At 73.5% G+C, this 12,530-nt stretch carries 11 protein-coding genes; 6 read left to right on the forward strand and 5 right to left on the reverse strand.

The genetic code is table 11. The annotated features are described in order from the left end of the window. Positions 1-56: 56 nt before the first annotated feature. The 3 genes from IG78_RS0109455 to IG78_RS49090 all read right to left on the reverse strand — a co-directional run bounded on the left by IG78_RS0109455 (position 57) and on the right by IG78_RS49090 (position 5,422). Positions 57-866, reverse strand: coding sequence for a response regulator transcription factor (locus IG78_RS0109455; RefSeq protein ID WP_037687279.1), 810 nt, complete (start codon positions 864-866; stop codon positions 57-59). Positions 867-980: 114 nt separating this feature from the next. After that, positions 981-1,376 carry a hypothetical protein gene (locus IG78_RS0109460; protein ID WP_030561107.1) on the reverse strand — a complete coding sequence of 132 codons (396 nt, stop codon included), beginning with the start codon at positions 1,374-1,376 and terminating at the stop codon, positions 981-983. Further along, on the reverse strand, positions 1,373-5,422 hold the full coding sequence (locus tag IG78_RS49090) for an ATP-binding protein (protein WP_051852476.1): 4,050 nt from the start codon (positions 5,420-5,422) through the stop codon (positions 1,373-1,375). Before IG78_RS49090 ends, IG78_RS0109460 begins: the two co-directional genes overlap by 4 nt. A 68-nt stretch (positions 5,423-5,490) precedes the next feature. On the opposite strand from IG78_RS49090, the gene IG78_RS0109470 reads away from it, so the two are divergent. The 4 genes from IG78_RS0109470 (at position 5,491) to IG78_RS0109485 (ending at position 9,799) form a co-directional block, all read left to right on the forward strand. Beyond that, positions 5,491-6,489, forward strand: a complete 999-nt coding sequence (locus tag IG78_RS0109470; RefSeq protein ID WP_078965849.1) for an alpha/beta fold hydrolase — start codon at positions 5,491-5,493, stop codon at positions 6,487-6,489. A gap of 9 nt (positions 6,490-6,498) precedes the next feature. Continuing rightward, positions 6,499-7,314, forward strand: coding sequence for an alpha/beta fold hydrolase (locus IG78_RS0109475; RefSeq protein WP_030561112.1), 816 nt, complete (start codon positions 6,499-6,501; stop codon positions 7,312-7,314). A 485-nt stretch (positions 7,315-7,799) separates the two neighbouring features. Continuing rightward, entirely contained in the window at positions 7,800-9,191 is a 1,392-nt protein-coding gene (locus tag IG78_RS0109480) for a sensor histidine kinase (protein ID WP_078965850.1), read from the forward strand. Further along, a complete protein-coding gene (locus IG78_RS0109485; protein ID WP_030561116.1) occupies positions 9,155-9,799 on the forward strand; it encodes a LuxR C-terminal-related transcriptional regulator in 645 nt (214 codons plus the stop codon). Before IG78_RS0109480 ends, IG78_RS0109485 begins: the two co-directional genes overlap by 37 nt. On the opposite strand, the gene IG78_RS0109490 is transcribed toward IG78_RS0109485, so the two are convergent. Together IG78_RS0109490 and IG78_RS0109495 are read right to left on the reverse strand one after the other, a co-directional pair. Then, the gene (locus tag IG78_RS0109490) at positions 9,784-10,008 is read right to left on the reverse strand and encodes a DUF397 domain-containing protein (protein WP_051852477.1); all 225 of its coding nucleotides are present in this window, start codon (positions 10,006-10,008) and stop codon (positions 9,784-9,786) included. The genes IG78_RS0109485 and IG78_RS0109490 overlap by 16 nt on opposite strands. Then, on the reverse strand, positions 9,992-10,819 hold the full coding sequence (locus IG78_RS0109495) for a helix-turn-helix domain-containing protein (RefSeq protein ID WP_030561120.1): 828 nt from the start codon (positions 10,817-10,819) through the stop codon (positions 9,992-9,994). The genes IG78_RS0109490 and IG78_RS0109495 overlap by 17 nt, the downstream gene beginning before the upstream one ends. A 111-nt stretch (positions 10,820-10,930) precedes the next feature. On the opposite strand from IG78_RS0109495, the gene IG78_RS0109500 reads away from it, so the two are divergent. Together IG78_RS0109500 and IG78_RS0109505 are read left to right on the forward strand one after the other, a co-directional pair. Further along, complete coding sequence (locus IG78_RS0109500; protein WP_030561122.1) at positions 10,931-11,173, forward strand: hypothetical protein; 243 nt, start codon at positions 10,931-10,933, stop codon at positions 11,171-11,173. Between the two features lie 134 nt (positions 11,174-11,307). Beyond that, positions 11,308-12,513 (forward strand): RICIN domain-containing protein, encoded by a 1,206-nt coding sequence (locus IG78_RS0109505; RefSeq protein ID WP_030561123.1) that lies wholly within the window; start codon positions 11,308-11,310, stop codon positions 12,511-12,513. Positions 12,514-12,530 lie beyond the last annotated feature (17 nt).

Raw genomic sequence — 12,530 nt, forward strand, 5'->3', positions numbered from 1 at the left:
CCCCTGCCCCTGCCCCTGCCCCTGCCCCCGCCCCTGTCCCGCCGCGGGACCGCCCCTCACGCCCCACGGCGCGAGGCCCCCTCCGCGGACCACTCCGCCTCGGGCGGCGCCACCAGCTTGTACCCCACCCCGAAGACCGTCACGAGGCGGCGCGGTGTGCGCGGATTGGCCTCGATCTTCTTGCGCAGATTCAGGACGTGCACGTCGACGGTGCGGGCGGATATGTACCCCGACGAGCCGTGGATGCGGTCCAGGAGCTGCGGCCGGGTGAACACCCGCTCCGGCTCCGCGGCCATCGCCGCGAGGAGTTCGAACTCGCCGGGCGTGCACTCCACCCGGCGCCCGTCCACCGTCACCTCGTGCCGCCGCTCGTCCACGAGGAGGCCACCGGCCCGCAGCACCCGGGCGTCCGGGTCCGGCGGCGGCTGCTGCGGCTGGTGGACGCCGCCGCTGGCCCGCCGCAGCAGGGTGCGTACGCGGGCCATGAGTTCCCGGGGGCTGTAGGGCTTGGTGAGGTAGTCGTCGGCGCCCAGGTCGAGCCCGAGGAGGAGGTCGTCCTCGGTGGAGCGGGCGGTGAGCATGAGGATGGGCAGCGTGCTCGTCCCGGGAGGGCACCCGGGGGCCCCGGCGGCCGGGAACTCCCCTGGCCGGGGGCCCGCGCGCAGCACGCGGGTCACCCCCAGGCCGTCGACCTCCGGCATCATCACGTCGAGGATCAGCAGGTCGGGCTCGTGCCGCCGCACCTGCTCCAGGGCGGCACGGCCGTCGTGGACGACGCCGACCGTGTGCCCCTCGCGCTCCAGATAGCGGCGGATGAGGTCGGCCTGTTTCTCGTCGTCCTCCGCGACCAGGACAAAAGCGCACATGCGCCCGAGCATAAGTGGACCGCCGTGGTCCACGGCCGCCGCGGAGACGCCCTGACAGGAATCACACAACTGGCCAGGTGCCGGTTCACGGCGTGCGTGGGGCGCGTGCGTGCCCTACGGCTTCCGGTCGTGCGGTACGACGACGATCTGTACGTCGTCCTCGTAGACGACGCGGCCCGGGTCGGCGGAGTGGACCGTGCGGCACGGGACGCCGTGGGCGGCCAGGATGTCGAGGTAGCCGGGGACGCGCTCCAGAAGATGGGTGGCGGAGGACTTGAACCAGGCCACCGCGCCCGGGTTCACTTCGGCGTCGTAGACGGTGGGGTCCACGTGCGAGGGCGTGGTGTACGCGGTGTCGTACCAGTCGTTGTTGGCGCGCCGGAACCGTTCCTGCTCCGGGGTGAGCCTGCCGTCCCGGGCGAGCTGGTTCACCAGGAAGAACACACCGGGGCGGAGCCCGCGTTCGTGCAGCTCGGGGGACTCGAACCGGATGTACGTCACAGGGGTCACCGGCGCATCCTCGCATCCGGGTCCCGCCAGTGGGGCGCGCGGGCCCGGTCGGCGAGGGCGTCGGCCTGCCGGTGGTGCGCGGCCGCGGCGGTGGGGCGGCCGAGGGCTTCCGCGAGCCGTCCCGCGTACCGGGCCACCGGCTCAAGGGTGAGCACCCCGCTGCCCGCGCCGCCCAACTCGCCGCATGCGGGCAGCAGTTCCTGGTAGAGGGCCTCCAGGTCGTCGGAGGTGGCCGCTGCGGACCGCAGGGCTGCGTGTGCGCGCAGACACAGTTGGGCTTCGAGCAACTGGTCCCCGGGCAGGGGCCCGCTCCCCACCTGGGCGCCGCCTCCTTCGGCCGCCGCGTCCCCGCTCTGCACCCGCAGGCACAGCAACGCCAGCTCCAGGAGCCCACCCTCGGCGCTCACACCTGCTCCGCCGGTCACACCGGGCATCCCTGTCGCGCCTGGTACCCCGGTCATGCCGGTCATGCCGGTCATGCCGGTCATGCCCGAGCCCCGCATCCGCCGTGCCGCCGCCCGGTACCCGGCCTCCGCCTCCGCCGCCCGCCCGGCGACGGCGGCACGCAGCGCCGCGTACCAGTCGGTGAACACGCCCACCAGGGGCAACGCGTGCCGTTCGGCGAGGCGGTCGGCGGTGGCGGCGGCCTTGTCGGCGCTGTCGAAGTCCGCGAGCGCCGCGTGCGCCTGGAGCAGCATCAGATGGCCGAGCACCTCGAAGGCGACGAGGCCGTGGCGGGCGGCGAGGGAGGTCAGTTCCTCGCCGATGCGGGCGCGTTCGGGGGCGAGGCCTGGGCGGTGGAAGGTGTGCAGGAAACGTCCGTTGAGGGCGAAGGCGAGCAGCGCGGCGCCCTCGCCCCGGCCCGCGTCGCCCTCGCCCTCTCCGCCGTCCGCCGAGAACCCACCGTCCGCGGGGAACCCGGCCTCCGCGGGGAACCCGCCGTCCGCCGAGAACCCGGCCTCCGCAGGGAGACCACCGTCCGCCGAGAACCCGGCCTCCCCCAAGGCCCGGGCGAGCACCTCGGCCTCCCGTGCCGCGGCGGCGCCGATGCCGGTGCGGGTGCCCCGGGTCTCCATGGCGACGGTGCTCAGCAACCGGCACCGGGTGGCGCGGCGCGCGCGGGTCCCGTCGTCCGGGAGTGCGTCCAGGGCGCGCAGCGCGGCGGTGACGATGCGGCGGGAGAGGGCCTCGTCGTCGTTGCGGGCCCAGATGCCGGGTACGTCGAAGGCGCCGATGACGCGGGCGGTCAGTTCGGGGTCGCCGGTGGCCTCGGCGGCGACGAGCGCGTCGGCGCGGTACCGGCGGGCCTCGGTGAGGCCGCCGGTGACGGCGAGGTTGCGGACGAGCCCCATGACGAGCCCCAGCCGCTCCCGGCCCTCGGGACACCCAGGGCTCCCGGGGCTCCCCGAACTCCCAGGGCTCCCCGGTCTCCCAGGGCTCCCTAGGCTCCCGGGCCTCCCTAGGCTCCCGGGGCCCCCGGGGCCCCCTAGGGTCCCCGGTCTCCCAGGGCTCCCCAGGCTCCCGGGCCTCCCGGCACTCCCCGGCCTCCCGGCACTCCCCGGGCCCCCGGCACTCCCCGGGCCCCCGGCACTCCCGGGGCTCCCGGGGCTCCCGGCAGGCACCCCTCCCGGCGGACCCGCCCGGTCGTACGCGTCCAGGGCCGCCCGCCAGAGCCGTGCCGCCCGGTGCGGTGCGAACGCGGCCTCGGCGCGCCGTGCCGCCCGGGCGGCGAAGTCGACCGCGCGGGCGGCGACTTCGCGGGTGCCCGCGGCGACGTAGTGGTGGGCGACGGCTTCGACGGCACCGGGCCGCAGCCGTTCGACGACCTCACCGGCGGCGGTGTGCAGTTGGGCGCGGCGGGGTCCTGTCAGGTCGCGGTACAGCGCCTCACGCACGAGCGCGTGCGCGAACTCGACCCGGCCGACACCCGTGTCCGCACCCGTACCCGCCCCCGCACCCATACCCGCGCCGACACCCATGCCCGCAGCGGCACGCACACCCGGGCCCGCTCCCGCTCCCGCCCCCGAGTCCGCTCCCGCCCCCGCACCCGGGCCCCAGTCCGCAGCGGCACCCACACCCGCACCCGGGGCCGCACCCGAGCCCGCCCCCAAACCCGAGCCCACACCCGCCCCCCCCTCCACAAGAAACCCAGCCCCCACCCCCGCGTCGACCCCCTCAAGCACGGCGTCCTCGTCCCCGACGAGGTGGTACAGGACCTCCAGGTCGACCTCGGGCCCGAGCACCGCGGCCTGCCGCAGCACGGCGCGGGCCCGTGGTGGCAGCGCCCCGGCCCGGCGCCGGACGACGTCCCGTACGCCGTCGGGTACGCGGTCGAGCGCGGCGGGGCCCTCGGTGGCGTACAGGCGGGCGATCTCGCGTACGAAGAAGGGGTTGCCGCCGCTGCGGCGGTGCACGGTGCGGACGGCGGCGGGCTCGATCGGGCGCCCGGCGACGGCCCGGACCAGGTCGCCCACCGCGTCCTCGGGCAGCGGCCCGACCCGTACGCGCAAGGGTTCGGCGCGTGCGAGACGCCCGAGCACCTCCCGTACCCCGGCACCGGCTTCGGTGTCCCGGTACGTCGCCACGACGAGCACGGCGCGCTCGACCGGTGACTCCGCGAGGGCGGCGAGCAGTTCCAGAGTCTCCGTGTCGGCCCAGTGCAGATCGTCGAGTACGAGGAGCAGTGGCCGTCCGCGGTCGGCGACGCGCACGATCTCCTCCCCCACCCACCGGTACCACCGGAACCGGCTCCCGCCCCCGCTCAGGCCGGTACGGTCCAGGCCCCCCACCAGGTCCAGTTCTCCCGACGCCTCCCCCCAAGGCCACCCGGCAGGCGCCCCGCCCTGCTCCGACGCCCGCCCCCACGCCGTGGTCCACCCCGCGTCGGCGAGCCGTTCCGCGAGGTCCCGCACGAGGGCCGTCTTGCCCGCCCCCGCGTCCCCGGCGACCAGCGCGAGGGCGAACCGCCGGTCCCGTACGGCGGCGCGGGCGGCGGCGTCCAGGTCGGCGGACTCCCGCTCACGACCGAGGAGTTCGCGTCCCCGGCCCACGGCGACGTCCCCGCGGGGTGACGCCTCCGCTCCGGCACCCCTTGCGGGAGCGGACGCGAAACCGGTGGCGGACACGAAACCGGGCACGGACGCGAAACCGGTGGCGGACACGAAACCGGGCACGGACGCGAAACCAGGCGCGGACGCGAAACCGGGCGCGGACGCAAAACCAGGCTCAGGCGCACCCCCGGACGCCAGAATCTCCCCCTCCGCCCGCCGCAACCCACCCCCCGGCTCCATCCCCAGCTCCCGTACCAGCCGTTCGCGGGCCCTGCGCAGTACGGCGAGGGCGTCACCCCGTCGCCCCGCGCGGTGCAGGGCGGTGGCGAGGAGGCCCCAGGCGTCCTCACGCGAGGGGTGCCGCTCGACGTGCGGCTCCAGGTCGAGGACGGCTTCCTCGGGGCGGTGGAGGGTGAGGGCCGCGGTGGCGCGGCGTTCCACGGCGAGCAGCCGCAGCCCGTCGAGGCGTGCGGCCTCGGCGCGGGCCCAGTCCTGCTCCGCCCACTCGGCGTAGGCGGGCCCCCGCCACAGCGCGAGCGCGCCGTCGAGCAGCACGAGGGCCGCGCCGGCGGCGGTACCGGCCGGGGCCCCGGCCCCACCGGAAAGGAGCCGCCCCGCCTCCCCCACCGCTCCCTCGAACCGCCACGCGTCCACCGCCGCATCCGCCGCGAGCAGCGCGTAGCCGGGCCCGGACGTCACCAGGAGCCGGGCGGGGGCGCGCCGGGGGCGGTCGGGTTCCAGGGCCTTGCGGAGGTCGCCGACGAAGGTGCGGATCGAGCCGATGGCGGTGGGCGGCGGGTCCGCCCAGAAGTCGTCGACGAGGCGGGCGACCGGAACGGTGCGGCGGCGGGCCAGCAGGAGCCGGGCGAGGACGGCCCGGTGCCGCGGGCCCTTCAGGTCGAGGGGCCGCCCCGCGGCGTCGCGCGCGGCGAGCGGCCCGAGCACCTCGAACGTCAGGGGTCCGGCACCCCGCGGGCCCTCGTCCACCTCCGGCACCCCCTCAACGTACCCCCGGCGGCAGCCGTACTGATCCGTTGCTGATTCGCGCCGCGCAGGCTGAGCCCATGACACCCCACGAACACCACGAACACCACAAACACCACAAACACCCCGAACATCGTGAACACCACAAACACCCCGAACCCCGTATCGAAGGCTTCTCCTACCGCCGCGTGACCGTCGGCGCCGCCGACGACGCGGGCGAAGGCGTCCAGCTCAACGCGGCTGTCGGAGGCGACCCGGAAGCCACCCCCGTGGTCCTCCTGCACGGCTTCCCGCAGACGCACCTCATGTGGCGGCACGTCGCCGTGGACCTCGCGGCCGACCATCATGTGATCTGCCCGGACCTGCGCGGTTACGGGGCGAGCGACAAGCCGGAGGAGGAGGCGGACGGGCTGACGTACGCCAAGCGGACGATGGCCGCGGACGTGGTGGCGCTGGCGCGGGCGCTCGGTCACGAGCGGTTCGCGCTCGCGGGGCACGACCGGGGCGCGCTCGTCGCGGTCCGGGCGGGCCTGGACCACCCGGACAATGTGACACACCTGATGTCACTGGACGTCCTGCCGACCCTGGACATGTGGGACGTCATGCGGGGCACGACCGCGGCGGTCGGCTTCCACCTGTTCCTGATGGCGCAGCCGCCGGGCCTGCCGGAGCGGATGATCTCCGCGGACCCGGACGCGTTCTTCGGCCACTTCCTGGACCTGTGGGCCACCGCCCCGGACGCGGTCCCGGCGGAGGTGCGGGCCGCGTATCTGCGGGCCTGCCGCGAGGCGGTGCCGTCGATCGTCGCGGACTACCGCGCGTCGGCGTTCGCGGACGTGGAGCACGACACGGCGGACCGCAGCGCGGGGAACATCCTGCGGATGCCGGTCACGGTCCTCCAGCAGGACTGGGGCGCCGCGCTCGGCTTCGACGCGGAGGCGCTGTGGCGCCGGTGGGCTCCGGACCTGACGCACCGGACGGTGCCGTACGGCCACTTCATGGCGGAGGAGGCGCCGAAGCAGGTCACGGCGGCCCTGCGGGAACTCCTCGCCCGCGGGCCCGGCGAGGCGCCCGCCTAATCTGGGCGGATGCCAACCATGCAGCTCAGTAACGGAGTCCAGCTCGCGTACGACGACCACACCGGGCCCGAGGAGAGCACCCCCGCCCCACCGGTCCCCCTGGTTCTCGTGCACGGCCACCCCTTCAACCGGTCGTCCTGGGACGCGCAGGTCGCCGAGTTCGCCGCCGAACGCCGCGTGATCACGTTCGATCTGCGCGGCTACGGCGAGTCGGCGGTACGGGACGCGCCGCCCGTCTCCGACTTCGGGGACTTCGCGCGGGACCTGGAGGCGCTCCTGGACCACCTGGGCGTGGCGCGGTGCGCGCTGGGCGGCATCTCGATGGGCGGCCAGATCGTCCTCGACGCGTACGCGCGCTTCCCGCACCGGATGGCGGGTCTGCTGCTCGCCGACACCTCGCCGGGGGCCGAGACACCGGAGGGCAAGGCGTTCCGCAACGAACTCGCGGACCGGCTCCTGGCCGAGGGCATGCGGGGGTACACCGACGAGGTGCTGCACAAGATGGTGGCTCCGTACAACGAGGAGGCCGCCGGGCGGGTGCGGCGGATGATGCTGGCGTCGTCGCCGCGGGGCGCGGCGGCGGCTCTGCGGGCGCGTGCCGAACGCCCGGACTACGAGGCAGGGTTGGCGGAGGTCGGGGTGCCGGTCCTGGTGGTTGTGGGCAGGGACGACACGTACACGCCGGTGGCGGGCGCGCGGGCGCTGCACGCGGCGCTGCCCGACGCGCGCCTCTGCGTCGTCGAGCGGGCGGCGCACCTGCCGAACCTGGAGCGGCCCGAGGAGTTCAACGCGGCGGTGCGCGACTGGCTCGCCGGGCTCAACTGAGGTGGCGGCCACCGCCGGGGGCGTGGGGCGGCTGGTACCGGCGGTGGCCGTGGGACGCGCCGACGCCGCGTGGTGCACCCGCACGCCGGCGCGAGCCTGCCCGTGCGGCACAGGGGCGTGCGGGAGACGGCCCCGGTTGACGAACCGCTGGGCACGGGTCGGAACTGCGCGGGTGCTGCGGTTCCGGCCCGCTCACGGGCCGAATCGGGCGGCCCGCAAGTTCGGTGCTGGGTGGGCGTCCGGGGTCTTGGGACCGAGCGCGGTGCCGCCGCTGCCTTCGGCCGCCGTGCGGGCGCGCGCGCTCTTCTTCGGAGGCTAGAGCGCGGCGGAGCGCGACGGAAGACGAGACGCGGCACCAGCGTCGCTGCGTCAAATCCGGTAGGGCGGTCCCGCGAGGTCACCGGCGGCCACTCCCAGGGGGCGCGGCGCCAAGAGGGGAGTTTTCTCCACTGCCCTCGGGACGTGCGGCTTTCGATAATGACGACATGAAGAGCACACGACAGGCTGACCCTGACCCGCCCGCTGGGGCAGTACCCGCGGGAGCCGCCGCCACGAGCGGCTTCGCCACCCTCCCGAGCGACCTCGCCACCCTCCCGAGCGACCTCGCCACCCTCCCGAGCGGCTTCGCCGCGTTCCGCCGCACCCTGGCCCTGTGGGGCCTCGCCCACCGCGCGTTCTGCCTGTCGCTGTGGTGCGTCATGGTGTCCTCGGTGCTGCGCGGCCCGCTCGGCGCGAGGCTCCTTCCGGGTACGGAACGCCGGGTGCGGGCCCTGGCGGACCGGCAGCGCGCGCTGGCCGCACGGTGGTCGGGCGTCGACATCCCCGCGGTGTACGCGGAGCTGCCCGCCGCGGGCACCGCCCGGGGCAAGGCCCTGCGCGCCCAGCTCCTCGACAAGGGCAACCAGGTGCACCGGGACTGGCGCTGGGTGCACGTGGACGGGTTCGCGGGCGGCGCCATCGCTGCGGGGCCCGCGCTGCTCGCCCTCACCGGCCTATGGGGTCTGTGGACGGCCGCCGTGGGCACGGAGCTCTCCGACCGGTGGGGCAGCCTGTGGTTCCTCTTCGTCCCGGTCGGCGACCCGGCCACCGCGGCCCTCGCGGGCGTGCTCGGCGCCCTGTGCCTGCCCCTGGCCCTCTTCTGGGCCCCGCGCCGCACCCTGCGGCTGCACGCCCGCTACCTCCGTCTCCTCCTCGCCCCCGCCGAATCCGAGCTTCTCGCGGCCCGCGTCGAGCACCTGAAAACGACCCGCTCCGACGCCGTCGACACCCAGATGTCGGAGATCCGCCGTATCGAGCGCGACCTCCACGACGGCGCGCAGGCCCGCCTGGTGGCGATGGGCATGACCCTGAACGCGGCGGAGCACCTGCTCGCCACCGACCCGGAGGCCGTCCGTGACCTCCTCGTCGAGGCCCGGCAGTCCTCCACCGCCGCCCTCAAGGAGCTACGCGACCTGGTCAAGGGCATCCACCCGCCGATCCTCGCGGACCGCGGACTCGTCGATGCCGTACGCTCCCTGGCGATGATCAGCCCGCTGCGCACCGAGGTCGTCGTCGACCTCCCGGACCGCCCCGAACCGCCCGTCGAGTCCGCCGTGTACTTCGCCGTCGCCGAGCTTCTCACCAACGCCACGAAGCACTCCGGCGCCGAGCGGTGCTGGATCGACCTGCGGTACGAGGCCGGTTCGCTGCGGGTGTCCGTCGCGGACGACGGGCAGGGCGGCGCCGACGTGTCCGCCGGGACCGGTCTGCGGGGCGTCGAGCGGCGCCTCGCCCACTTCGACGGCGTCCTCGCCGTGAGCAGCCCGCCGGGCGGCCCGACCCTGATGACCCTGGAGCTGCCGTGCGCGTTGTCCTCGCCGAAGACCACTTCCTCCTGAGGGACGGAGTCACGCGGCTCCTGGAAGCCTTCGGCCACGAGGTCCTGGCAGCAGTCGACACCGGCCCCCTCCTCCTCGAAGCCCTCCTCACCCTGCGCCCCGACGTCGCCGTGGTCGACGTCCGCCTGCCGCCCTCGTTCAGCGACGAGGGGCTGCGCGCCGCGGTCTCCGCCCGTACGCGGGTTCCTGGGCTGCCTGTGCTGCTCCTGTCCCAGTACGTGGAGCCTCTGTACGCCCACGAGTTGCTGGCCACCGGCTCCGAGGGCATCGGCTACGTCCTGAAGGAACGCGTGTCCGACGGGGCGGAGTTCATCGCCACCATTGAGCGCGTGGCGGGCGGCGGTACGGCGATGGACCCCGAGGTGGTGTCCAAGCTCGTCACCGGCAAGTCCCGCGACGAGCCCCTCGCCTCGCTCACTCCGCGTGAGCGCGAGGTCCTGGAGTGCCTGGCCCAGGGCGGTTCCAATGCGGGCATCGCGGAGGCCCTGTTCGTCACCGAGAAGGCGGTGGCCAAGCACGTCGGCAACATCTTCATGAAACTGGGGCTGCCGCCTTCGGAGTCCGCGAACCGGAGGGTGCTTGCTGTTCTGGCCTACCTGGACAGGTAGGCCAGGAATGCGTGCCAGGCGGGGGCGCCGAAAAGTACGGCGGGGCCGTGGGGGTTCTTGCTGTCCCGCACGGGGACGGTCACCTGGCGGTGGGCGGAGCCGACTTCGACGCACTGGCCACTGTCGTTGCCGCTGTAGCTGGATTTGCGCCACTCCGTGGAAGCCACGGCCTCAGCCCTGCCGACCCGTTGCTCACGATTGCTCTGCATGCTCGTAATCGTCCGCCACGGAACTGATCAACGCAAGCGAGTCGTGGTGCGACAACGCGTCACCCAAGGCATGGTCATAGAGCGCTTGGCAGGAACGCACGACGCCCGGATTCTCCAGCACCCTGCCGGTGTTCAGCCCTTCTACGTAGGCAACAGGCGGCAAGTCCCCGAACCACAGGAGCGTCACGAAGCCATCAACGAGCGCGTGCGGTCCCACAGCAAACGGGAGGACGTGGACGCGGATGCGGCCGCTGGCACCCAGCTCGACGATGTGACGCAGTTGCTCGCACATCACCTCTGGTCCCCCAACGGGCCGACGGAGCACCGCCTCGTCCAGCAGGAACCAGACCACGGGTGACTTGAAGTCATCGAAAACCTTGGCTCGCGCAAGTCGCGTGACGAGCAGCGCGTCACGCTCGTCCTCGCTCGCGGGAGGAAAACCTGATCGGAAGATCTCGTGCGCGTACGCCTTCGTCTGAAGCAGTCCTGGAACAAGCTTGGGAGCGTACGTACGGATGACCGTGGCGTGCCGCTCCAACTCCAGCGCCTCCGCGAAGCTCTCAGCGACGCGCCCCTCTCCCCGCAGGGGGAGGAACCGAACCAACACACCCCCCGCCTCCAGAACATCATCCAACCGCTGCGCATCCTCGACCGTAGGTCGCCGCCTGCCCGCCTCGATGTGGGCGATGTGCGTACGGGACATGATCGCCCGCGCACTCAGCTCCTCCTGGGTGAGCCCCGCCCCCTCCCGCCGCGAACGCAGTTCCTCCCCGTACCGAAGTCGGGACTCGGGATTGTCCTCAATGGCCACCGGCAAGCTCCTCACGTGCGAGAACAGTTGTCACCCCGCGCCTACTGGCGAGCGTAGCGACGCCGACCGCACAGTGTGACCGGAACGGCACACACAGCGAAAGGCGGCACCATGGAGACGGCTGGGCAGCAGTTCACGCGGGGTGCGTACGTGGGGCACGCGCGGACGGACATCTACGGACCGGGCAAGGTGCTGTCGGAGGACGGCGACCTCAGGAGGGTCCGCTTCACGCACTTCGTGGCGACGATCAAGGTGGAGGACCTGCGTCCGGCGACGCCGCTGGAGGAGAGCGAGATGAACACGTGGCTGTGCCGCAAGGCGGAACGGTACGGAAGCGACTGGCAACTGTCCTAGGTACGGCACGGCACCGTAGTTGAGAGGGCAATAACGGCCGAAATAGGGCCGTATCGGGATCACGTCACGCGTCCTAGGCTGAGCCGCGGCGCACCGCAGGTGCGTGCCCGACCCGACGTTCCGGGAGGTCGACCGTGGCGGCACTGTCTGAGGGCATCTACCTCATCAAGAACGAGGCGAGCGGACTGTACGCGGGGGTGCAGCCGGGAGGAGGGGCGAAGCAGGGGGCGAAGGTACTGCTGGAGGAGCTGCACGCCGAAGGGGCGGAGCGGCACCGGCAGTTCTGGCACGTGAAGCCGCACAGCGCGAGGGAGGGTGCGTGGACGCTGCAGAACGTCCACAGCACCCTGCGCATGGACATCATGGTGAACAGGGGCAGGGCGGGCGCGGCGGTGCAGCAGTGCCCGCCGGAGTCCCGGGAGGACCTGCTGCTCACGCAGTTGTGGCGGCCCGAGCACATACTTGAGGACCGCTTCGTGTGGGTGAACGTGAACAGCGGCAAGCATCTGGCGGTGCGGGGTGACCGCCTGGAGGCGAACGCCGAGCTGGAGCAGGCGGAGCCGAAGGTGGAGGACGACCGGGGCACGCAGGTGTGGGCACTGGAGCGGGCGGAGCCCCGGGGCGAGTCGAAGGCGTTCGACGCGCTTACGGCACGGGTGGTGTCGCCAGGCACCCTGGCGACGCCGGGGAACGTGATCACGTCGGCGCTCAAGAGCATCCTGGACGCGGGCGGCGGCGTCTTCGAGACGATGGCGAAGACGGTGCCCGACCCCAGGGCGCCATATCTGCGCTTCGACGGCTTCCGCGGGGACGAGTTCATCCGCTTCTCGCCGCGGCTCGGCATCGAGTCGGGCCCGAAGAAGATCAGCGAGCAGTTCCCGCAGTTGCCTACGGGGTTCTCCCGTAAGGAGGACGTCCTGAACGCCCGCAAGGGCAGCAGCAATACGCATGCCGCGGTGATCCACGACGGGTTGGTGGAGTTCTCGGAGCGCTCGGCGAGCCGGACGTCGCTCTCGCTGGTGACGGACGAGACGGAGCACCGGCCGATCAGGGCGGCGACCACGGCCGACACCAAGGGCGAGAAGATCGCGCTGTTCTACGACGAGGGCGCGAAGCTGCTCGATCCGCGGGGCAACTACGTCGGGGAGTTCCGCCTGGAGCACGCGCCCGCCGACTTCCTGACCGGCGTCGACACCGTCACCTCGGCGCCCTTCGACGACGACATGCACTTCTTCCTCGTGAAGGGCGACGAGTTCGTGATCGTCAGCGCGGGCAAGCTGGTCCAGGGCGCGACCAAGCTCACCGACGCCTATCCCTTCCTCGGCGGGGTGTGGATGTAGCGGCCGGGCACGGCGGG

The sequence above is a fragment of the Streptomyces aureocirculatus genome, assembly GCF_000720475.1.
In the GTDB taxonomy this organism is placed as follows: domain Bacteria; phylum Actinomycetota; class Actinomycetes; order Streptomycetales; family Streptomycetaceae; genus Streptomyces; species Streptomyces aureocirculatus.

Coding starts and splice junctions, on each gene's coding strand:
- IG78_RS0109455 (WP_037687279.1), bottom strand. CDS start 866: ATGTGCGCTTTTGTCCTGGTCGCGGAGGACGACGAGAAACAGGCCGAC.
- IG78_RS0109470 (WP_078965849.1), top strand. CDS start 5,491: ATGACACCCCACGAACACCACGAACACCACAAACACCACAAACACCCC.
- IG78_RS0109475 (WP_030561112.1), top strand. CDS start 6,499: ATGCCAACCATGCAGCTCAGTAACGGAGTCCAGCTCGCGTACGACGAC.
- IG78_RS0109480 (WP_078965850.1), top strand. CDS start 7,800: ATGAAGAGCACACGACAGGCTGACCCTGACCCGCCCGCTGGGGCAGTA.
- IG78_RS0109490 (WP_051852477.1), bottom strand. CDS start 10,008: ATGCAGAGCAATCGTGAGCAACGGGTCGGCAGGGCTGAGGCCGTGGCT.
- IG78_RS0109500 (WP_030561122.1), top strand. CDS start 10,931: ATGGAGACGGCTGGGCAGCAGTTCACGCGGGGTGCGTACGTGGGGCAC.